Origin of the sequence: Mucilaginibacter pallidiroseus, from assembly GCF_007846085.1 — a bacterium.
Classification (GTDB): Bacteria; Bacteroidota; Bacteroidia; order Sphingobacteriales; family Sphingobacteriaceae; genus Mucilaginibacter; species Mucilaginibacter pallidiroseus.
The window spans coordinates 538,813-562,262 of record NZ_VOEJ01000001.1 but is presented as its reverse complement, the minus strand read 5'-3'; the positions used below and the strand labels follow the sequence as shown (position 1 = coordinate 562,262).

Genomic DNA, 23,450 nt, shown 5'->3' with positions numbered 1-23,450 from the left:
AGCCGACCTTGAACTTAGACTTAAGAACATCATCATGATAAAAAACTACTTTAAAATAGCCTTTCGTAACCTGTGGCGGCACAAGGGCTTTTCATTTATAAACATTACAGGTTTGGCCATTGGCATAACCGCATGCTTTTTTATATCCATGTATGTAGCTTTTGAATTAAGCTATGACAGGTTTCATACCAAGGCCGACAGGATTTACAGACTGGCCACAGATATTAAAACACCGTCAGAAACAATCAATACCGAGGTTACATCATGGGCCTTTGCGCCGAATTTGAAGGCCGATTTTCCTGAAATTGAAGCTTACGCCCGAGTGAACCAAAGTGGTGTTTTGGTACGTAAAGACAATATAAAGTTCCAGGAAGACAACGCCATGTTTGCCGACTCGGGCTTTTTTAAGTTGTTTGATTTTAAGTTTATCAGAGGCAACGCTGCAACATCCCTAAGCAAGCCGCTTACTGCAGTGATGAGCAAAAGCACCGCAAAAAAATATTTTGGAGATGCCGACCCGGTTGGTAAGAGCGTATTGATGACCGGCAAAGCAACACCTGTGGAAATCACCGGTGTTATGGAAGACATGCCCGAGAACACCGGAGTTAAAGCCGATATCCTGGTATCAATGAGTACGCTTACACAAATATTTGATAAAGGTATTGATGACCGGTGGGGCAATTATGGCGCTGTAACTTATCTGCTTTTAAAGCCGGGCGTTGATGCAAAGACACTGGAATCAAAGTTCCCTGCATTTATCAAAAAACGAAATGGCGTTGAAGAGGGCAAAAGGCAAATGTTTGCCACTTTGCTGCTGGAGCCACTGAAAGATGTGTATTTATACAGCAAACGTTCACCGCAGGGCAGCATCAACAACGTCTACATTTTCAGCATAGTTGCCGCTTTCATCTTAGTAATAGCAAGCATCAACTTTATAAATCTTACCACGGCACGATCTGTAGAGCGGGCAAAGGAGGTGGGCATACGCAAGGTTGTGGGCGCTTTAAAAGGCGAACTGGCCGGCCAGTTTTTGGGCGAATCGGTGTTGATTTGCTTAATGGCATTTGTGTTGACAATTATCTTGTCGGTAGTGTTATTACCTGCATTTAATCAGTTATCGGGTAAGGTTATTAGCACGGGTATATTTAGCAATCTGCTTTACATTGCCATTTTATTCATAACGTCTGTAGGTATTGGTTTATTAGCCGGTTTATATCCTGCTGCTGTATTGTCATCATTTAAACCTGTTTCGGTGTTAAAGGGCCGCTTCTCGGCAGGTAACAAAGGTAATGCATTGCGTAAAACGCTTGTTGTTGCACAGTTCAGCATCTCTATTGCGCTCATCATCGGCACCATCATCGTTTATACGCAAATGAACTACATGCAAACGCAGGACCTTGGTTTTTCGAAAGATCAAACGCTTGTGCTCGATACCAATAACGACCCGGGTAAGGAATCATTTGTACAAGCTGTAAAATCTATGCCTGGTGTTAAATCTGTTACCTTGTCTGCAGCCATACCAGGCGGAGGTAATGCCGGCGCATATTCTGAAATTGAAAACAGTAAAGGTGATTTGCAGGTGGCTAACCTTGACCTTTATTTTGTCGATTTTGATTACGTTAAGCAATACGGGATAAAGATAATTGCCGGCAGACCGTTTCAACGCGAATTTATGCAAACAGATACCGCGCAGGCTATGCTGATAAACGAAGAAGCTGCAAAACTCTTTGGTTACAGCTCGCCGCAACAGGCAATAGGCAAACGGTTTAAACAATGGGGGCGCGAAGGTAAAATTGTTGGGGTAATGAAAGATTTTCACTACCGCTCGCTACAATCAAAAATAAGCCCGCTTACCATGCGGGTAGAGCTGAACGCGCTTAACCTTGCATCTATAAAAGTATCATCAGCCAACCTGAAAAGTACGCTTGCCGGTATCGAAAGCAAATGGAAAGTTGCCATGCCCGACAGGCCGTACAGCTTCTTCTTCCTGGATGAATTCTTCGATAAGCAATATCGCTCCGAGCAGCGTTTTGGCAAATTGTTCTTAAACTTTGCGGTGCTGGCCATATTTATATCATGCCTTGGCTTGCTTGGCCTTGCATCGTACAGCACTTACCAACGTACACGCGAGATTGGCATACGTAAGGTTTTAGGTGCATCAACAACCGGCATTGTAAATATGCTATCAAAAGACTTTATAAAACTGGTAGGCCTCTCATTCTTGATTGCCACACCAGTTGCATGGTATTTTATGCAAAAGTGGCTGCAGGACTTTGCCTATCGTATTAACATACAATGGTGGGTGCCTGCACTAGCAGGTTCATTAGCGCTTATCATAGCTTTGGCTACCGTGAGCTTCCAGGCTGTAAAGGCGGCACTAAGCAACCCCGTTAAAAGCTTACGAAGTGAGTAACATTTAGTTGACACAGATTCACGAGAGAGAAATTTAATTTGAAAACTCATGTTTAAAAATTATTTGAAAATTGCCTGGCGCAGCCTGTTAACCAATAAGGTTTACAGTTTGCTCAATATCCTCGGACTTGCTGTGGGTATGGCGACCGCTTTACTTATAGGCGTGTGGGTGGTAAACGAGTACTCGTACGATAGGTTTTTGCCTGGCTACGAAACAGCATACCAGGTAAAACGAAACTTTAATAGTAATGGGGACACGCTAACTTTTGCCAGTACATCATTAAAACTGGCTGATGCTCTGCGCCAGGTTCCCGGCATTGAATATGTTGCCGAAACCGACAACGGTAAAGCCCATGGTTTGGCAGTGGCCAATACCAAACTTTCAGCAGAAGGGTTTCAGGCTGGCAGCGATTTCCTGAAGATTTTTCAATTTCCGTTGCTTCAAGGCAATAAGGATGCGGCGCTGACAGAAACATACTCCATTGTATTAACCGAGTCGATAGCTAAAGCATTGTTTGGCAACAAAAATGCCGTTGGTCAAATGGTAAGGATTGATAACCTGAACAATTTAAAAGTAACAGGCATATTGAAAGACTTGCCGCTTAACTCGTCATTCAAATTTAAATACATCATCCCATTCAGCTACTTTGAAACTGTTGATGGCGGTGTTAAAGCTGCACGTACACAAAGCTTTGGTGCAAACGGATTTGCGGAGTTTGTAAAACTAAAAGATGGCGTTGAAGCTGCTAAAGTTTCTACACGTATAAAGGATATTGAAAAAGCAGAGGATAACCTAAATGCGAAAAATTCCGATGTAATATTACAGCCGCTTGCCGATTGGCACTTATACGGGACTTACACCAACGGCAAAGCTTTGGGCGGTTTTATTGACTATGTGCGCATGTTTAGTGTAATAGGTATATTGGTATTGGTGATTGCCTGCATTAACTTTGTAAACCTGACCACCGCCCGGTCAGAAAAACGGGCCCGTGAGGTTGGAATACGCAAAGCAATTGGTTCTGTTCGTAAACAGTTAATCTTCCAATTTTTAACTGAGTCGGCATTGTTAACGTTCCTGTCATTCATGGTATCGCTTGCCCTGGTCCAATTGGCTATGCCATATTTTAACAGCTTAACGGGTACTACGCTAACTTTACCATACGGCAACCCTTTGTTCTGGCTGGTCACTTTAAGTTGTGTTGCCATTACCGGGATTTTGGCAGGCAGTCGCCCGGCGTTCTACCTTTCTTCTTTTAACCCGGTAAAGGTTTTAAAAGGTACTATGCAGGTGGGGAAGTCGGCTTCTTTCTCTCGCAAAAGCTTGGTTGTAATACAGTTCAGCTGCTCAATAGCACTTATTATCAGCACCATTATTATCTACCAGCAAATACAACACGCCCGTAACAGGCCGACAGGGTATAGCGTAAATATGTTACTGAGCACGGTTGTTAGCAATGATATGGCTCAGCATTACGAAGCACTTAAAAACGATTTGCTTCAAAGTGGTTTAGTGAACAGTGTAACCAGCGCAACCAGCCCGGCTACTGGTGTGTACTGGCATTCCGACCTGGATAATTTTCCCGGAAAACAACCGGGTGAAACCGTAGAGATGGGCACTATTTTAACCGATGCCGGTTACTTCAAGACACTCGGTATGCAATTTAAGGAAGGCAGCAACTTTACCGGTAATATAGCCGCCGATACCAACAGCGTTATATTGAACGAGGCCGCAGTGAAACGCCTGCGATTAAAACAGCCCGTTGGCCAATCGGTAAAGCAATTTGGCCGAAACATGCAGATAGTCGGCGTTGTTAAAGACGCCCTGATGGATTCGCCATTTGCAGCTGCCGACCCAACGACGTTTTACTATGGCAGCGGTAGCTTCCTGATGTACCGCTTATCGCCAAATGCAAACCCTCATACAGCGGTCGAAAAAATCGGGGCTATTTTTAATAAATACAATCCGGGTAATCCTTATACATACACTTTTGCTGATGCAGATTATGCGAGCAAGTTTAACCTGGAGGTATTGGTAGGCAAGCTTTCAGGCATATTTGCAGCACTGGCAATTTTTATTTCGTGCCTGGGCTTATTTGGATTGGCGGCTTACATTGCCGAGCAGCGTACCAAAGAGGTTGGTGTACGCAAGGTGCTTGGCGCAACTGTTGCCCAAATATGGTTATTACTTTCTAAGGAGTTTATATTATTGGTATTGATAAGCTCCGTTATAGCCTCACCAATAGCACTTTACTTATTAAATAACTGGCTTCAAAAATATAGTTACCGCATTAGTGTTGGCCCGGGTGTGTTTATGCTGGCAGCTATAGCAGCTTTGGCAATAACGCTGGTTACCATAAGTTTTCAATCGATTAAGGCGGCTCTAAGCAACCCAATTAAAAGCTTGAGAAGTGAATAGTGCAAACAGATATAAGAATCTATGGCTTTAGCCTGCTAACATTTTAATTACTATGATCAAAAATTATTTAAAAACCGCGTGGCGCAATTTGGTACAAAACAGGAGTACATCTATAATTAGTGTGGCTGGTCTTGCCGTAGGGATATGTTGCTTTTTATTGCTGGCAACTTATTTAATAAACGAGTTGCGCTATGACCGTTTTCACGCCAAAGCAGATCGTATTGTACGGATGGTATTCAGCTACCAATCAGCCGATGATAAAGAGCCTCGGAATACAGCTATGACGCAAACTGCGCCGTTGCCATTGTTTAAACAGCAGTTTAGCGAGATTGAAGGCGGCGTACGCATATTTGGCTATGACAACGAGCGTGGAGCGGCCGTGCAATATAGCAACAAACTATTTAGTGAGAAAAAGATGCTTTTAGCCGACGACGGCTTTTTTGATATCTTCAGTTTTAAGTTTTTATCCGGCAGTGCTACAAAGGCACTTTCAGATCCTTCTTCGGTAGTGCTATCAGCATCAACGGCCAAGAAATACTTTGGCGATGAAGCACCGGTGGGCAAGGTTTTAAAGGTAAACCAAAAAGATCTGATGGTTACCGGAGTTATAGAAGATGTACCTGCCTATTCGCAGATGAAGTTTGACATGATAGCTAGCTCTGCCATTTCAACGCGCTCAAAAGAACTGCGATGGGATGCCGCTAATAATTATTCATACTTTTTGCTAAAACCGGAAGCAAGTTATAAAGCTGTTGAAGGTAAGATCAACGCGTACTTTAACAATCTTTTCAAGAGTGAAAATAATAGAGGCGGCAAAGCCTGGTACACGCTGGAGCCACTTGCCGATGTGCATTTAAAATCGAATTTTCAGGGCGGTTTAGAGCCATCGGGCAATATAAAATATATTTATATATTAGGCTCCGTAGCGGTGATACTGCTATTGCTTGCCTGTGTTAACTTTTTGAATTTGGTTACAGCACGCTCGGCAGAGCGTGCCCGTGAAATAGGCGTCCGTAAAGTAATGGGAGCTCGCCGCGGTCAGTTATTCTTTCAATTCATTACAGAAGCAGGCATCATTACCATGTTTTCGATAGGGTTAGGCCTACTGTTATTAAAACTATGCTTTCCTTGGTTTAGCAACTTTACCGGGCAGCAGCTGGCTTTAATACCTGGGATACTACATGGTTGGCCGGTGCATTAGTAACGTTGCTTATTGTTGCCAACATTGTTGGCAGGTACTTATCCGTCACTTTACTTATCTGCCTTTAAACCGATAGTTACACTTAAAGGTAAGTCTTCAGCACAGCCGGGCGGGGCAATAGTGCGTAAATCATTGGTCGTTTTTCAATTTGTGGTATCAGTGTTCTTTATCATCAGTACCCTTATTGCGGGCAACCAATTAAAGTATATACAGGAAATGAATACCGGCCTTAACCGTGAGCAGGTTTTGGTGATCAATACCGGTGGTTCGCCTTATCAAAAAATAGAAGTGCTTAAAAACGATGTGCTGCAACAGGAGGGCGTTTTAAGCGTAACGGCAAGTTATGACTCGCCGGTTAACGTAGGCGGTGGTTATACCATTAACCAGGCCGACGGTAAAAACGCTGATTTTAACCTGTCCGTTACCGCTATTCCTATCGAAAAGAGCTTTATTAAAACCCTGGGTATAAAGATAATTGCTGGCGCCGACCTTGATATGGGCGATGAGCAACAAGTACGTACCGAAAAGGAAGAAGATCGCAAATACGGATTTGTATTGAACGAGATGGCGGTTAAAGCAATGGGATGGTCGCCACAGCAGGCTATTGGCAAGCGTATTGGCCTTAACGGGCGTATGGGTACAATTAAGGCTGTAACCAATAATTTTAATTTTGCATCGCTACATGAAGCGGTAACACCAATCGTGATGTTTCCCGAATACGATTGGTTTGGTAAACTACTTATTAAAACGTCTGGTAAAAACACCGCCAAAGTTATTGCAGCCATACAAAGCAGGTGGAAGACATTTAGCCCGAATACCCCGTTCGAGTATCATTTCCTTGATGAGGAGTTTGACCAAATGTACAAAACGGATCAGCGTACCGGCGAAATATTGAAGGTGTTTACTTTAGTAACCATATTTATTTCCTGCCTTGGCTTATTTGGATTGGCAGTATTTACTACCCGCCAGCGCGTAAAGGAAATTGGCATAAGAAAGGTGTTGGGTGCCGGTGTATTGAACATTGTGGGCCTTATCTCATCAGATTTCCTTAAATTGGTTATTATAGCAATTGTAATATCATCACCTTTGGCTTACTACTTTATGCACCAATGGCTGGAGGATTTTGCTTACCGCATAAACATACAATTGTGGGTATTTGCACTTGCAGGCGGCATGGCTGTGCTCATTGCGTTTGTAACGGTAAGTTACCAATCTATCAAGGCGGCTTTAAGCAATCCGGTAAATAGCCTCAGAAGTGAGTAATTGTTGCAGCTTATCTTCGATAAAATTCAGCTTTTAACATAACATTACATGTTTAAAATCAACATCAAATTAGCGTGGCGCAACTTATGGAAACATAAATCATATTCGCTGATAAATATTGTAGGCCTGACCACCGGGTTATTGGCTTGCCTGATAGTTGCTACAGTTGTAATTGACGAATTGTCTTACGATACCAATTGGCAAAAAGGCGATAACATATATCGCATTATTCAGCAAAACAGTCATATTAAAGGTAGCAAGCCTATGTCTGCTGCGTTTTCGGGACTGGCACCATCGCTTAAGAGAGATATGCCAGAGGTAACCGGCTACTGCCGCATGTCGGTAATAACGGAGCGTGTAAAATTTGGACTTGATCCCGAAGGGGTAGCCGTGAAAAACCTGCGTGCTGAACCGGGCATTTGGGACCTGCTTGATTTTAAAGTGTTACAGGGCGATCCGAAGAAATACGTCAGCGGTTATACCAATGTTGTCATCAGCCGTAAATTACAAGCGCGGTATTTTAATGGCCAAAATGTAGTTGGCAAAATAGTGGAGGCCTTGCTCGACTTTGGTAAGCCAACGCAATACCTGGTCACCGGGGTGATAGAAAATATCCCGCAAAACACACATTTGCGCGCAGATATGATCACCGTGCAAGAGTATCGTGCGTCAGATAATATAATTCCGACTAACGGTGCCTATACATTCGAAACACAGTACATTTTACTAAAATCGGGCACAGATGTACCAGCGTTTACAGCAAAAGTCAATAAGTGGTACAAAAAGCACAATGCACCCAAGCCTGCAGACTACATATACCAGTTCCAGCCAATGAAAGATATTTACCTTAAGTCTGATTTCGGCGGTTGGCAGTCCGTACGCGGCAGCATACAAAACGTTTACATTTTTTCGGCCGTAGCTGTATTGTTACTGCTTATTGCATGTATCAACTTCGTAAACCTAACCATATCAAGAGTATTTAATCGAGCAAAAGAAACAGGTATACGCAAAGTTTTAGGGGCGGGGAAAGGTCAATTAATGCTCCGGTTTTTAACAGAGTCGGTATTATTTTTCGCCATATCATTTGTCATTGCGTTAACACTTTATCCCTTTCTTATAAAATATGTTGAGGAATTTATGGGGCATAAGCTGGCTATAAACCTATACAGCTCAGCATTCCTGTTAGGCGTTATACTTGTGGTGCTACTTGTAAGTTTGGGTACAGGATTATACCCGGCATGGTACCTTTCGAAACCTAAACCCGTTGTAATCTTAAGGGACAAAGTATCATCCGGCATGCAGCTTAATATCCTTAAAAAGGCTTTGGTTGTTGGTCAGTTTGCCATATCGGTATCTATAATTATCATAACAATAGTTGTACAAAAGCAGCTCAATTTTATGAACACCAAGGATTTAGGTTTCGACAAAAATAATCTTATCAATATAGATTACAACGATTGGGGAAAGTACGGGCAGGCTTTTAAAAAGCGCGTCAAAGCTATTCCGGGTGTACAAAATGCAAGCATAACTAATTGGTATCCGTCATCCGGAACCGGTTCGATGTCAATAGAAATGCCGATAGGAAAAGAAAAGAAAGAAGTTTTTTTTATAATGGCCGATGCAGATCTGGCTGATGTTTTAAAATTTAAAACAAAGTCGGGAAGGCTTTTAAGCTCAGCAAATGTCAGCGACGCAATGAATGCGGATTCGCTTATGTATGGAATGAGCGATATTGCCGTTGCTCAAAAAGGCGCATTGCCTTTAATAACTACACAATATACTGCAAATTTGCTTGATCTAAAGTTGAATAAAAAGGGTGACAAAATGTTTGGTGTAATGGTTGGCGTTATAAACGACTTTTACAGTGAGTCGTTACATAACAAACTTAAGCCTACCATTATTCAGGCTATAAGCGACCCCAACTTTGGTGCAATGCTCATCAGGGTGACACCGGGTGCGGGGAAACAGGTGTTGAGCAAGGTCAATAAAATTTTTAAGGAACTTTATCCTGCTAAGGCTTTTGAATATAAATGGGTAGGCGATTTAATTGATGAACAATATAAAACCGAACATAAGTTGCAGCAGCTCTTTACAGTCTTTAGTGTACTTATCATCTTCCTGGCTTGCCTTGGCTTATTCGGGCTGGTAACTTTTACAGCCGAGCAGCGCATTAAAGAGATTGGCATACGTAAAGTGTTAGGTGCAGGTGTGCCCGATATTGTTGCCCTGATATCAAAAGACTATCTATGGCTCATTGCAATCGCCATTGTTGTAGCATCGCCGGTAGCCTGGTATGCCATGAGCAAATGGCTTCAGGATTTTGCTTATCGCATAAACATCCAATGGTGGATGTTTGCACTTGGCGGTGTTGTGGCTGTACTTATATCGCTGTTAACCATCAGCGTACAATCTGTAAAAGCAGCGATAGCGAATCCTGTTAAGAGCTTACGAAGCGAATAATTGATTCCCCTTAATTTGAAACGAAAGGTTAGCCCATAAAAGGGCCTAACCTTTTTTAATATCCGGCTATTTCAAAACGCCACAACTACTATCCTTCAATACGCATTGAAACTGTATCGAAAACGAACACATCTTGTGCATAAGCGAACAGTGTAAAGCAAAAATATTTTCATAAAGTATTAACAAACAAACAGTTAACACTTTGGTATGTAATTGATACTTTGATGGTCAAATCAATTTTAGAAATTGCAGCAAGTAAACAATAAACTATTCATCACAAATCATTAAAATGTTATCACTACAGCATATTTCAAAGTACTACCAAGCGGGCGGAAACAAAACTTTCGTATTGAACGATATTAACCTTGAGGTTGACGAAGGCGAGTTTGTGTCTATCATGGGCCCATCAGGTTCCGGCAAATCAACCCTGCTTAACGTTATAGGTATGTTGGACGAGCCATCTGAAGGGTACCACTACTTTGTAAACCAGCCGGTGCATCAGTTAAAGGAAAAACAACGTTCGGCACTTTACAAACAATACATCGGTTTTGTATTCCAGGCGTACCACTTAATTGATGAGCTTACCGTTTACGAAAACATCGAAACGCCGCTTATTTACCAGGATGTAAAAGGATCTGAACGTAAGGCCATGGTTGCCGATATGCTCGACCGTTTCCAGATGGTTGGTAAAAAGGACCTTTTCCCTGCGCAGTTGTCGGGCGGGCAGCAGCAGCTGGTAGGCATTGCACGTGCACTTATTGCAAAACCAAAATTAATACTGGCCGATGAGCCTACCGGTAACCTTAACTCAAAACAAGGGGAGGAGATCATGGAACTTTTCCGCAAGCTTAATAAAGAGGACGGCGTTACCATCATCCAGGTAACACACTCCGAGAAAAACGCCGAGTATGGTTCGCGCATCATTAACCTGTTGGATGGAAGGATTGAATCTTCAAAGAAATTCTGAACTGTAACCCAAAATGCGATACTTTAAACTATTAATAATTGGCCTTATTTCTACAGCGCCTGCAATGGCACTTGGCCAAACAGCAGATACGCTTCTTACATTACCGCAATGCATCGAGATTGCAATTAAAAACAACCTTGATGTGCGCAAAAGTGAGTTGCTGATGCAAACAGCCAAGGTTGACAGGAATCAGGCCAGAGAAAACCTGCTGCCGTTTATAACCGGCCAGGTAGATCATAGCATAAATAACGGCCGAAGCCTTAACCCTACAACCTACCAGTACATTAACCAACAGCAAAAGTTTGCCAGTTACAATGTAAACGCTGATCTTACTTTATTCTCAGGCTTACAAAACCTCAACAAGATAAAGCAAACAACCCTGGCTTACCAGGCCGGCCAAATGGATTTGCAGCAGGCAAAAGACCAGGTAACCATTAACACCATTACGGCTTACTTGCTTGTATTAAACAATGCCGAACTGTTAACACAGGTAGCCAACCAGGTGCAGGTATCAAAAGAGCAACTGAACAGGCTGGAGGTACTCGAAAAACAAGGGGCCAATAAGACACCGTCGGACTTGTTCGACCTTCGTGGTATTTATTCTGATAACCAGGTTAGTTATGTAAATGCTAAAGCTACTTTGCAAACGTCTAAGTTAAATCTGTTACAGATCCTGAACATACCATACCGTCCAAATATCAGCTTCGCCAAAATTGGTGCGGGGGACGGCATCGAAATCACTAACCAAAACACAACGTCTGACGAGCTTTATAAAACGGCACTGCAACAGCTGGCCTTTGTGAAAGCTGCCACCCTACGCCGCCAAAGTGCCGAAAAAGGTGTAGCCGCGGCAAAAGGTGCATTGTCGCCCACCATATCGCTGTTTGGCGGTATTAATACCCAGTATTCGAGCGCAGCAACCATTAATGACAGGCCAATAGGCTACTGGGATCAGTTTAAAAACAACTACAACAACCAGGTAGGCATTAGCTTGCGGGTACCGATACTAAACTACTGGCAAAACCGTAACCGCATTGCCAAGGCCAAAATTGATTTGCTTACTACGCGTTATGTTGAAGATAATACAAAGATACAACTGCAGCAAAATGTTGAGCAGGCTTATCTCGACCTGCAAAACGCGTTGGAACGCTATACGACCCTGCAGGAGCAGGTAAAAGCATATTCCGAATCATTCCGCATAGCGCAGATCAGGTTTAATGCCGGTGTGCTAACATCTGTGGACTTTGTACTTGTGAAAAACTACCTTGACAGGGCAAACCTGAACGTGATCAATGCCCGCTATCAGTGTTTTATTTATAACAAGATATTGGATTACTACCAGGGAAAATTATCACTGTAGCAACATATAGCAGATATATAAAATATTATACTTTTGCGGCAGATATGCTAAGTATCCGGATATGGTTAACAACCCATCCGGATATTTATTTTGTAAACAATATTAACCATAAAACAGAAAAACACATTTACTGTTATCACTAAAATTCAAGAACCTATGAAAAAAATTTTCCTCTCATTGGCAATACTGGTAGCGGCAGCTACTGCATCGCAGGCCCAAATCATCCCGAGTGTACAAGTGGGTGTAAAAGGTGGCGTTAACTTAAGCAGCCTTTCAAACAATCAGGGTACTTTTAGCAGCTCGAACAGGGCAGGTTATCTTGGCGGCCTTTGGGCTCGTTTTGGCGCGTTAGGCTTCAACGTACAGCCCGAGCTTTATTACACCAGTAAAAACGTGAATATTCAAAAAAGTACCACTGAATCTGCCAATGCTTCTTTCAAAAGCATCGATATTCCAATTTTGTTGGGTACCAAAATTGGTGCATTCGGCTTAGGTGGTAGATTTTATGCTGGTCCGCTTTTGTCATTCGCTATCGATAAAGATAACAGCTTAGGTAATGCTTTAGGCAGCGCTACCCGTTTTGATTATAAAAGCTCAAACTTTGCACTAACAGCAGGTGCAGGCGTTGACATCCGCAGAATATCTATTGATTTGCGTTATGAAGCTGGCTTAACTAAGCAAACTTACATACTTGATGGTTCAACAAATTACAAAACCCGTGTTAGCTTATTCAACTTAACATTGGGTTACGCCTTTTTGTAAGCTGAACAATATCTGTTAAACAAAGAAAGCCGGCTAAATAGTCGGCTTTCTTTGTTTACAATGTTTCTTTAACTAAGCGTGTTCAATAGCATACTTTAATGCCGCGTTGTGCTTGTATTTAAATACAAACGGGAATATAACGGCTATTACCAGCGCATAGCCAGCAAAGCTTAGCCATATCCCATGCCAGTCTTTAGAGCCATCCGGCAACATAAAATATTTGTCAATCAACCAGCCGCTTATGTTGCTTCCCATAAATGCACCAAAGCCATTAACCATCATCATAAACAAACCCTGCGCGCTGCCACGAATTTCGGGAGATGCCTGGGTTTCGACGAATAACGAACCTGAAATATTGAAGAAATCGAAAGCCATACCGTAAACAATACACGAGAGCACGATCATCCATAAACCGTCGGCCGGGTCGCCAAAGGCAAACAGTCCAAATCGCAATACCCATGCAATCATGCTGAAAAGCATTACGTATTTAATGCCAAACTTGCGCAGGAAGAATGGAATAGCCAGGATAAATAGGGTTTCTGATATCTGGCTGATGGACATGATGATAGCCGGATACTTTACCGCTATGGTGTCTTTATAAGCCGGATTGCTGTTAAAATCATGAATGTAAGTATCGCCATAAGCATTGGTTAGTTGTAATGCAGCGCCAAGCAGCAATGAGAAGGCGAAAAATATAGCAAACCTGGACGACTTAAATAATGCAAATGCGTTCAAGCCCAAAGCTGTGGTGAACGACTTTGCAGTTTGCTTGTTAAGCATCGGCGGCGCTTTAGGCAATGTAAACGAATAAATGCCTAAAGCGGCAGACACAGCTGCAGAGATATAAAACTGGTTGGCAGATGTTTCGTTATGCGTTAAGCTCACTGTCCACAAGGCAACAATGAAACCTACAGTACCCCAGGTGCGTATTGGGGGATACTCTTTGACAGCATCCAACGCCTGGCTTTTAAGCGCAGAATATGCAACGGTTATTGAGAGTGATAGGGTAGGCATATAAAATGCCATGTTAAGCAGCAGTACCCAAAAAAACGTGGTTGGGTTAGTAACCATGGGTAATGAACATAGCGTTAGCGCGCCCAATAAGTGCATAATCCCGTAAAGCTTTTCCGCATTTATAAACCTGTCCGACAGGATACCGGTAAGCGTGGGGGTAAATATAGAGGCAATGCCCATGGTTGAGAATATCGCCGCAAATTGCGAGGTCGACCATTGTTTATTTTGAAACCAATATGCACCAATGGTAAGCAGCCAGGCTCCCCATATAAAAAACTGCATAAAGTTCATTAGTATTAAGCGAAACTTAATATTCATACACCCAGCTTTTGTCAGTAAAAATCAACGTTAAATTAAAGGCGGAAAGTAGTGAAATAATGCCACATGGTAAAACAAAACAGGGCAGATTTACCGTTAAATGAAAATATTATTTTGCCGAAAGCTTTGTTTACAGCTTATAAAGCCATATTCATTAAGAAGATTTACGTTTATTAAGCTCGTCACGTATTTTGGCAGCCTTCTCATATGCTTCTTCGATTAGGGCTTCCTGCAACTTGCTTTTCAATTCATCTTCACTTAATGATGTATAGGTACCGGCAGCAGCTGCTGTGCTTGACTTCTCATCGGCTGCTTCATTTATATTTTCAAGATAAACAAAGTCATTACCTTCAATAACAATACCGGCTGTTGAGAGGATAAATTCATAAGTGTAAATAGGGCAGTCGAAACGTACCGACACTGCAATCGCATCAGATGTACGTGCATCAATCTCTACAGTCTTTTTACCGTCGAAGCAAATCAGCTTCGCATAAAAAATGCCGTCTACCAGGTTATATATAACAACCTCTTGTACCGATATATTGAATGCCTGCCCAAGGCTCTTAAAAAGATCATGCGTTAGGGGGCGGCTCGGTGTCATCTTCTCAATTTCGATGGCTATCGCCTGCGCCTCAAAACTCCCTATAATTATTGGGAGCCGGCGGCGCCCGCTTACCTCGCCCAATACCAATGCATACGCGCCCGACTGGGTTTGACTGTAGGATAGGCCCACAATATCCAGTTTGATCTTTTTTATATCGTTACCCATCACAACTGTTTCTCTATTTAGGCTGATGCCTTAAGTTCTTTTACCGCAGCTATTAATTGCGGCAGCACTTCAAATACATCGCCAACAATACCATAATCTGCTACTTTAAAAAACGGCGCTTCGGCATCTTTGTTTATTACAACAATAACTTTTGATGAACTAATACCAGCCAGGTGCTGTATTGCACCCGAAATACCGACTGCAATATACAAATTTGGGCTCACAGCTATACCAGTTTGGCCAACATGTTCGCTGTGCGGACGCCATCCGGCGTCTGATACTGGCTTAGAGCAGGCAGTTGCGGCACCTAATACATCAGCCAACTCCTCTATAAGTGCCCAATTTTCAGGACCTTTCATGCCGCGTCCGCCTGATACAACAATCTCTGCATCCGGTAACGAAACTTTATCGGTAGATCGTACGATATCTTTGATGATAGCCTTAAAATCTGTTGACTTAACTTCGGGCTCAAAGTTTTCTATCTGTGCAGTGCCACCTGTTTCAACCAACTTGTAAGCATTGGGTGTAAGCGATATTACCTTATTGGCAGATGTTAATTCAACAACTGCAAACGCTTTTCCCGAAAAGGCTGTTTTTTTAACGGTAAATTTTCCGTCCGCCTGTTCCGGCAACGCGGTAGCACCATCTGCAACTGCCGCCTGCAATTTAATGCCGATACGAGGCGCAAGTCCTCTGCCCGAAAACGAGTTTGACAATACAACAATATCTGCCCCTTCGGCTTTAGCAGCTTCGGCAATAACGGCAGCATAGGCCTGGTTAACAAAATTTGTAAGCTTACCGCTGCTTACATTTAAAACCTTCTCGGCTCCGTAATTTCCTAAAACTGCTAATTGGTCTTCAGCAACGTTGCCAATTGATATAGCTGTAAGTGTTGTATTGTTTTGCTGAGCAATTGCCTTTGCATATGATACAGCTTCAAAAGTTGATTTTTTGAATTTGCCATTAGCGTTTTCGGCATATATTAAAACTGACATGATCTGAGTTTCTTTTGGTAGTAAAATAATCGGTTAAATAACCTTTGCTTCGGTGTGCAATAATTCAACCAGTTTATCGGCATCGGTAACCAATGTTACCTGGCCGCGGGGAGCAGGGGTTTCATAGCTGATAACATTTGATGACGTTTGCACTCCAACAGCCTCAACCACAGCCAATGGTTTGGTACGCGCACCCATTATACCGCGCATGTTCGGTATCTTCGGCTCGGCAACGCCTTCAGCACAACCTGCAACAAATGGGAAAGGGATAGTAAGCACCTCTTTGCCACCCTCAATTTCGCGCTCTACGGTTCCTTCCGCATCGCTTATGTCAAGTTTTTTAATGATCGAAACTGATGGCAGGTCCAGCAATTCGCCCAACATGCCGGCAACTTTTGATCCGTTATAGTCTATCGATTCGCGGCCGGTTAGTATCAAATCGTAAGGATTGGCTTTTACATATTCGGCTATCTGATATGCCACAAACCAGGCATCATGCGGTTTGGCATTGATACGAATAGCATCAGTTGCACCAATGGCCAATGCCTTGCGAATGGTAGCTTCTGTAGATGCATCGCCAACGTTAGTTACAGTTACCGTGCCTTTGCCGCCATCTGTAAGTTCGATAGCGCGGGCAAGGGCAATTTCATCATACGGATTCAATATAAACTGTACACCGTTGGTATTAAATTGCGTGTTATTATCAGTAAAGGTTATTTTTGTGGTGGTATCCGGGACATTGCTAATACATACCAGTATTTTCATAGAGCTAATTGGTTAGTTTTTACAGGTATTTGTTTATAGGGTGCAACAAATTTAGTTAAAAAACAGAGAGTTTAAAATGGACACGAGCAGATTAGATAAGCTATTGGCGTTTTTGGAGAACGAGCCAAATGACGAATTTTTGAAATATGCACTGGCTACCGAGTACCTGCGTTTGAACGATACCAGCAAAGCGTTGGCATATTATGAGGAGCTTGTAACCAACCACCCCAACTACACCGGCACCTACTACCACTTAGGTAAACTTTACGAAGCGCTGCAGCGCAAAGACGATGCAATTGCTACCTATGAAAAGGGTATGGAGATAACCAAAGCCAAACGCGATATGCACGCATTTAGCGAACTGCAAGGCGTTTATATGAACCTGAAAGGCTTTGATGACGACGATTATTAGCCCCCCAGCCCCCTGAAGGGGGAGTTGAAGATTAATCAATGGATCAAAAAAAGAGCGGCGAAGGATAAATTCCTTCGCCGCTCTTTTTATAAATTTCCGCTCCCCCTTCAGGGGGCTGGGGGGCTAAAACGGTGGCTCATCTTCTAAATCATCCATACGGGATGGGCGGATAATAAAGTTGTTTGGCTTATCGTAATCTTGCGAAGGGGCAAGGCCGGCAAATGGGTTGGCACCTTCAAAGCCATCAATACTTTGCTCCAGATCCTGGAATTTCACATATTTACCCACAAACTTAAGCCTTACGCGGCCGGTTTCACCGTTACGGTGCTTGGCAATAATTACCTCGCCAACGCCTTGTGTTGGGTTGTTATCTTCATCCACATCAAGTCCGTAATATTCGGGGCGGTAAAGGAACAATACCATATCTGCATCCTGCTCAATTGAACCAGATTCACGCAAATCTGATAGCATTGGCCTTTTTGAACCGCCTGGCCTGCTTTCTACAGCACGACTTAACTGCGAAAGCGCAATCACCGGCACGTTAAGTTCTTTGGCTACAGTTTTCAGCGCACGTGATATACTACCAATTTCCTGCTCGCGGTTACCGCCTTTGCCATCGGCCTTGCCATGCATTAATTGCAGGTAGTCAATGATGATTAGCTGTATATCATATTGTGATTTTAAGCGGCGACACTTGGCCCTGAATTCAAATATATTTAATGAGGGGGTGTCATCCAAAATCAACGGTGCCTGCTCCAAACGGCCAACCTTCGAGTGGATCTGTTGCCATTCCCATTCCTCCAAAGTTCCTTTACGGATCTTTTCCTGCTCGATTTCTGTCTCACCGGAAATCAAACGATTAACCAATTGTACAGACGACATCTCAAGCGAGAACACCACTACGGGTTTATCAAAATCTACAGCTGCATTACGCGCGCAACTTAACACAAACGCGGTTTTACCCATCGCGGGGCGGGCAGCTATAATTACAAGGTCAGACTTTTGCCAACCCGATGTAATACGGTCAAGATCGGTAAATCCCGAAGGCACGCCTGTTAAGCCATCTTTTTTATCTTTAAGTGCCTCGATGTCGCGAAGCGCCTCATGCATCAGGTCATCCATCTTGCGTGAGTCGCGGCGAAGGTTGTTCTGCGCTATTTCGAAAAGGTTCTTCTCTGCTTTGTCGAGCAAGTCAAACACGTCACTTGTGTCTTCATAAGCATTACTTATCACATCTGTAGAGATGCGGATAAGCTCACGCTGTATAAATTTCTGAATTACGATACGTGCGTGGTACTCAATATTGGCTGCGGATGCAACGCGATTGGTAAGCTCTGTAATATAGTATGCACCGCCTATCAGTTCCAATTCACCTTGCTGGCGCAATTGTGCAGTCACAGTGAGGATATCTACCGGTGACGTTTTTTCGAACAGTGTATGTATGGCTTGAAAAATCCGCTTGTGTTTTTCTTCATAAAAAACTTCGGGCTTTAAAACATCAATTACAGAGGATAGTGCATCTTTTTCAAGCATCAATGCGCCCAATATGGCCTCTTCCAAATCAACAGCCTGCGGCTGCAGTTTTCCGTTCCCCATGTATTGCTGCGGGGCGGTGAAACGGCTGCGGCGATCATTGGTGCCGGCTTTGTAATTAGGGGAGTCATTCTCGAACATCATAACGAAACAAAAGTAAATAAAATAAGCCGTCGCCTGTTTTATAATTAGTCCACATAGTGTATTAAGGACTTTAAGCAAAACATTATCAACACAATAAAAAAACGCGTTCTTTATTAACAACCGATGTTTATAACGTGTTAATTACGCTGCAAGTAATTGATTCACAATTATGTTAATAAAGTTAAGCGATGTTAACGGATGTTAAAGCCAACCTAACTAACGCTTTTAGTATTCTGTTAAATCAGTTAATATAGCTACTTTTGGCGAAAATATTTTTATCGCAATGACATACAATTCCAGGCCTCCCCGCGAGGGTAATCAGATGGTATTTGGCATCAGAGCCGTTATTGAAGCCATACTGGCAGGGAAAGAGATTGAAGCGCTTTACATACAACGTGGTTTAGGCGGCGGCTTGCTAAACGAGTTAAAGGATGTATTGCAGGAATATCAGATACAGGCTCAGCAGGTACCGGTTGAAAAACTCAACCGCATCACTATGAAAAACCACCAGGGTGTGGTTGCCTTTATTTCGCCAATTGTATATCAAAAAGTAGAAAACATTATCCCGGAAATATTCGAAAAAGGGGAGGTGCCGCTTATTTTAGTGTTGGATAGCATAACCGATGTGCGCAACATGGGTGCCATAGCCCGCACAGCGGAGTGCTCGGGAGTACATGCTATTGTAATACCGGCCAAAGGTTCGGCACAGATCAACCCTGATGCAATAAAAACATCAGCCGGGGCCCTATATAAAATACCTGTGTGCCGCCACGAGAATTTTATGCAAACGGTTAGATTTTTACAGGAATCGGGCTTGCAATTGGTAAGCTGCACCGAAAAAACAAACGATTACCTTTACACGCCGGACTATACCGCGCCAACAGCTATCATTATGGGCTCGGAGGAAGATGGTATCCGTAACGACATTATCCGCATTTCCGACCATTTGGCAAAAATACCCATGTACGGTGAAATCGAGTCACTAAACGTATCTGTGTCAGCTGGCATTATTTTATATGAAGCCGTCAGGCAACGCTTCAGCGCATCAAACAGTTAAGAGCTACATATTACCTCATAAAAAAACGCATTGCTAAAACAGCAATGCGTTTTTTTACGCCTATCGGAAATGCTTAGATAAACTTGGTTCCGAATTTGCTTTTCACATCTGCAACCACTTGTTTAATGTTTTGCTCCTGATCACGAGGGCAAATCAACAGGGAGTTGTTCGACTCAACTACGATATAGTCGTGCAGGCCCTGCAAAATCACCAACTTGTCCGATGGTACATTAACCATGCAATTACTGCTATCATACATAATTACCTTTTCGGACGGTATCACAGCATTACCAACATAGTCTTTATCAGCCAATTGGTAAATAGAAGCCCATGTGCCAAGATCGCTCCATCCAAACTCTGATGGCAATACATAAACATTTGAGGCCTTTTCCATGATACCGTAGTCGATAGAAATGTTTATGCAACGCTGATATATACGGTGTACAAATTCTTTTTCCTCGTCGCTGTTATAAACCGACCGCGCCTCAGCAAATATCTCATGCATCTCTGGCAGGTAGTTGTTAAACGCATCGACAATAGCACCTGCCGACCATACAAATATCCCAGCGTTCCATAAAAAATCGCCGCTTTGGATGAATGTCTTGGCTATATCTAAGGTTGGTTTTTCCGTAAAGGTCTTCACTTTATGAAATTCGCCATTGATTACGTTATCGGTATATTGAATATACCCGTATCCTGTATCTGGGCGCGATGGCTTAATACCTAATGTAATAAGACAATGTTGCTCTTCAGCAGTTTTTAGGGCCTTTTCAATAGCGGTTATAAATGCATTCTCGTCAAGTATCAAGTGATCTGAAGGAGCGACTACGATAGAAGCGTCTGGATTAAGCGACTCGATTTTAAAACAACCATAAGCCACACATGGCGCAGTATTGCGCATCACAGGCTCGGTAAGTATCTGTTGATCCTGCATATCAGGCAATTGCTCTTTTACCAGGCTTGTATAGTTTTCGTTGGTTACAACGTAAATGTTTTCTTTAGGGCAAATCTTTAAAAAACGCTCGTACGTATTTTGAATTAAAGTTTTACCTGTACCAAGGATGTCAATAAATTGTTTAGGATAAGAAGTACGACTTATTGGCCAAAAACGGCTGCCGATGCCGCCCGCCATGATGATGGCATAGTGGTTTTTATTCATTGTGTGGTTTGAAGAATTTTAGCAGTATAAATCCTTGCTAAATATGTATAAAATTTTGTAAACTTAATTTAAACTTACAGCAAATTGTTTGGATAAAAATTAACGTGCAATTTAAAGGAATAGACTTGATAAATGTTTGCGAATAAATAATCATTTTAATATAAAATTTTAGAATGAACATGCCGTTTAGTTATTAAATTTTGTTATTTTGACACATATTTTCAAACGCACAAGTACTAATGATAGAGACTAAAAAGTCGCTTTTTGATAACCTGCAAAATTTTTTCGGGTTTGACAACTTCAAAGGAGAGCAAGAAGCGATTATTACCAACATACTGGCTGGTAATGACACATTTGTAATTATGCCCACAGGTGGCGGTAAATCAATGTGTTATCAACTACCGGCCCTTATGAGCGAAGGCACTGCGATAGTGATCTCTCCGCTTATTGCACTAATGAAAAATCAGGTAGATCAGCTTAGGGCCTTCGGCGGTTCAGACAGCATTGCTCACTTCTTAAATTCATCACTCAGCAAATCAGACATATTAAGGGTTAAAGACGACGTATTAAGCGGTAAAACAAAGTTGCTTTACGTAGCGCCTGAATCATTAACCAAACAGGAAAACATTGATTTTTTAAGGCTCAACCATGTATCATTCGTGGCAGTGGACGAAGCACACTGTATATCTGAATGGGGACACGATTTCCGACCGGAGTATCGTAAAATTCGCCAGGTAATCAGCAACATAGGCGATGCTATCCCGATCATCGCTTTGACGGCCACAGCTACCCCAAAAGTTCAGCAGGATATTCAGAAGAACCTGCAAATGAATAATGCTACTGTTTTTAAATCATCGTTCAACAGGGCCAACCTGTTTTATGAGGTTAAAGCAAAGCGTAACGTTATTAAGGAGATTGTTAGGTTCGTTAAGCAAAACCAAGGCAAATCGGGCATTATATATTGCCTTAGCCGTAAAAAGGTTGAGGAAGTGGCCGAGGTTTTAAACCTGAACGGTGTTAAGGCCCTGCCTTACCATGCCGGTTTGGATCCAAAGGTGCGTGCCGACACGCAAGACAAGTTCCTGATGGAAGATGTTGATGTGATTGTTGCTACTATAGCCTTTGGTATGGGTATAGATAAGCCCGACGTTCGCTATGTAATTCACCATGATATGCCAAAGAGCATGGAGGGGTATTATCAGGAAACAGGCCGTGCAGGCCGCGATGGCGGCGAAGGTGTATGTGTTGCTTTTTATTCGGGAAAAGACATTGATAAGCTGCAGAAGTTTATGAAAGATAAACCTGTAGCCGAGCGCGAAATTGGTACTCAGATATTAAAGGAGGTTATTGACTATGCCGAGTCGTCAGTTTGCCGCCGCAAGCAATTATTACATTACTTTGGCGAAAACTTTAACGAAGCAGGTTGTAACAACATGTGCGATAACTGCTGCGCCCCTAAAACCAATTTTGATGGCGAAGAACACCTGCACCGCGTTTTAAGCCTTATCAAAAATATTGGTGAAAAGTTTGACGATTGCCACATCATCAACATTCTGATGGGTAAAGATGATGCCCAGGTGAAAAACTACGAGCACGATCAGATTGATTGCTTTGGCTCTGGTAAGGAAGCCGGGGAGAACCTTTGGAACTCTTTATTGCGCCAGGCATTACTCAATAATTTTATCTCAAAAGATATAGATCACTATGGCTTACTGAGATTAACTAAAAGTGGTAACGATTTCTTGGAAAATCCATACAGCATCAGGTTTATACTTAACCGCGATATGGGGCCTACAGACGAAGCTGAAGGCGACGAAGGGCCAAAACAGGCAGGAGCCGCTTTAGATACGCAACTGCTGCAAATGCTTAAGGATTTACGCAAGAAGCTTGCTAAGCAAAAAGGTTTGCCGCCGTTTGTAATATTCCAGGATCCATCGTTAGAGGAGATGTGTACGCATTATCCTGTAAGTACCGATGAGCTTAAGCAGATATCTGGCGTGGGAGCAGGAAAGGCCATAAAATTTGGTGCGCCTTTTATTGACCTGATCTCTAAATATGTGGAAGATAACGACATCGACCGGCCTATTGATATGGTTATTAAAAGCGCGGCCAACAAGTCGGCTCTAAAAGTTTTCATCATTCAAAACATCGATAGGCACCTTAACCTGGATGACATTGCGGCATCAAAGGGGCTTACCTATGAAGAGATTTTGAAAGAAGTTGAAACTATAGTAAACTCTGGTACTAAACTTAACCTTAACTATTACATTGATGAAATAATTGATGAAGATAAGCAGGAAGAGGTTTTCGATTACTTTAAAACTGCCGAAGTCGACTCGATAGACGATGCTTTGGTTGAATTGGGTACAGACGATTACACACGTGAAGAAGTCCAGCTAATGCGCATTAAGTTTCTTTCGGAAGTAGGTAATTAATATCGCTT

The 23,450-nt window shown here is 42.6% G+C and carries 17 protein-coding genes; 11 read left to right on the top strand and 6 right to left on the bottom strand.

What is annotated here, in order from left to right; all coding sequences use genetic code 11:
* Positions 1-34: 34 nt before the first annotated feature.
* The 8 genes from FPZ43_RS02515 to FPZ43_RS02480 all read left to right on the top strand — a co-directional run bounded on the left by FPZ43_RS02515 (position 35) and on the right by FPZ43_RS02480 (position 12,841).
* On the top strand, positions 35-2,413 hold the full coding sequence (locus FPZ43_RS02515; protein ID WP_146380264.1) for an ABC transporter permease: 2,379 nt from the start codon (positions 35-37) through the stop codon (positions 2,411-2,413).
* 48 nt (positions 2,414-2,461) lie between these two features.
* Entirely contained in the window at positions 2,462-4,828 is a 2,367-nt protein-coding gene (locus FPZ43_RS02510; protein ID WP_146380263.1) for an ABC transporter permease, read from the top strand.
* 52 nt (positions 4,829-4,880) lie between these two features.
* Positions 4,881-6,029, top strand: a complete 1,149-nt coding sequence (locus FPZ43_RS02505) for an ABC transporter permease (RefSeq protein ID WP_146380262.1) — start codon at positions 4,881-4,883, stop codon at positions 6,027-6,029.
* Between the two features lie 15 nt (positions 6,030-6,044).
* Positions 6,045-7,292, top strand: coding sequence for an ABC transporter permease (locus FPZ43_RS02500; RefSeq protein WP_146380261.1), 1,248 nt, complete (start codon positions 6,045-6,047; stop codon positions 7,290-7,292).
* A gap of 48 nt (positions 7,293-7,340) precedes the next feature.
* On the top strand, positions 7,341-9,752 hold the full coding sequence (locus FPZ43_RS02495) for an ABC transporter permease (RefSeq protein ID WP_146380260.1): 2,412 nt from the start codon (positions 7,341-7,343) through the stop codon (positions 9,750-9,752).
* Between the two features lie 289 nt (positions 9,753-10,041).
* Positions 10,042-10,719 carry an ABC transporter ATP-binding protein gene (locus tag FPZ43_RS02490; protein WP_146380259.1) on the top strand — a complete coding sequence of 226 codons (678 nt, stop codon included), beginning with the start codon at positions 10,042-10,044 and terminating at the stop codon, positions 10,717-10,719.
* Positions 10,720-10,732: 13 nt separating this feature from the next.
* A complete protein-coding gene (locus FPZ43_RS02485; RefSeq protein ID WP_146380258.1) occupies positions 10,733-12,079 on the top strand; it encodes a TolC family protein in 1,347 nt (448 codons plus the stop codon).
* A gap of 156 nt (positions 12,080-12,235) precedes the next feature.
* Entirely contained in the window at positions 12,236-12,841 is a 606-nt protein-coding gene (locus FPZ43_RS02480; protein ID WP_146380257.1) for a porin family protein, read from the top strand.
* Between the two features lie 72 nt (positions 12,842-12,913).
* Here FPZ43_RS02480 and FPZ43_RS02475 read toward each other — a convergent pair whose 3' ends face one another.
* From FPZ43_RS02475 to FPZ43_RS02460, 4 genes are all read right to left on the bottom strand, one after another.
* Entirely contained in the window at positions 12,914-14,173 is a 1,260-nt protein-coding gene (locus FPZ43_RS02475) for a nucleoside permease (protein ID WP_146380256.1), read from the bottom strand.
* 154 nt (positions 14,174-14,327) lie between these two features.
* Complete coding sequence (locus tag FPZ43_RS02470; RefSeq protein ID WP_146380644.1) at positions 14,328-14,930, bottom strand: bifunctional nuclease family protein; 603 nt, start codon at positions 14,928-14,930, stop codon at positions 14,328-14,330.
* A gap of 29 nt (positions 14,931-14,959) precedes the next feature.
* Positions 14,960-15,937 (bottom strand): electron transfer flavoprotein subunit alpha/FixB family protein, encoded by a 978-nt coding sequence (locus tag FPZ43_RS02465; RefSeq protein WP_146380255.1) that lies wholly within the window; start codon positions 15,935-15,937, stop codon positions 14,960-14,962.
* 33 nt (positions 15,938-15,970) lie between these two features.
* Entirely contained in the window at positions 15,971-16,702 is a 732-nt protein-coding gene (locus tag FPZ43_RS02460; RefSeq protein ID WP_146380254.1) for an electron transfer flavoprotein subunit beta/FixA family protein, read from the bottom strand.
* A gap of 76 nt (positions 16,703-16,778) precedes the next feature.
* On the opposite strand from FPZ43_RS02460, the gene FPZ43_RS02455 reads away from it, so the two are divergent.
* Positions 16,779-17,114 (top strand): tetratricopeptide repeat protein, encoded by a 336-nt coding sequence (locus FPZ43_RS02455; RefSeq protein ID WP_146380253.1) that lies wholly within the window; start codon positions 16,779-16,781, stop codon positions 17,112-17,114.
* Positions 17,115-17,237: 123 nt separating this feature from the next.
* Here FPZ43_RS02455 and dnaB read toward each other — a convergent pair whose 3' ends face one another.
* On the bottom strand, positions 17,238-18,791 hold the full coding sequence (gene dnaB, locus FPZ43_RS02450; RefSeq protein ID WP_146380252.1) for a replicative DNA helicase: 1,554 nt from the start codon (positions 18,789-18,791) through the stop codon (positions 17,238-17,240).
* A 283-nt stretch (positions 18,792-19,074) separates the two neighbouring features.
* On the opposite strand from dnaB, the gene rlmB reads away from it, so the two are divergent.
* Entirely contained in the window at positions 19,075-19,848 is a 774-nt protein-coding gene (gene rlmB / locus FPZ43_RS02445) for a 23S rRNA (guanosine(2251)-2'-O)-methyltransferase RlmB (RefSeq protein WP_261380971.1), read from the top strand.
* A gap of 73 nt (positions 19,849-19,921) precedes the next feature.
* Here rlmB and FPZ43_RS02440 read toward each other — a convergent pair whose 3' ends face one another.
* Positions 19,922-21,007 (bottom strand): mannose-1-phosphate guanylyltransferase, encoded by a 1,086-nt coding sequence (locus FPZ43_RS02440; RefSeq protein ID WP_146380251.1) that lies wholly within the window; start codon positions 21,005-21,007, stop codon positions 19,922-19,924.
* Positions 21,008-21,249: 242 nt separating this feature from the next.
* On the opposite strand from FPZ43_RS02440, the gene recQ reads away from it, so the two are divergent.
* Positions 21,250-23,442 carry a DNA helicase RecQ gene (gene recQ, locus FPZ43_RS02435; protein ID WP_146380642.1) on the top strand — a complete coding sequence of 731 codons (2,193 nt, stop codon included), beginning with the start codon at positions 21,250-21,252 and terminating at the stop codon, positions 23,440-23,442.
* Positions 23,443-23,450 lie beyond the last annotated feature (8 nt).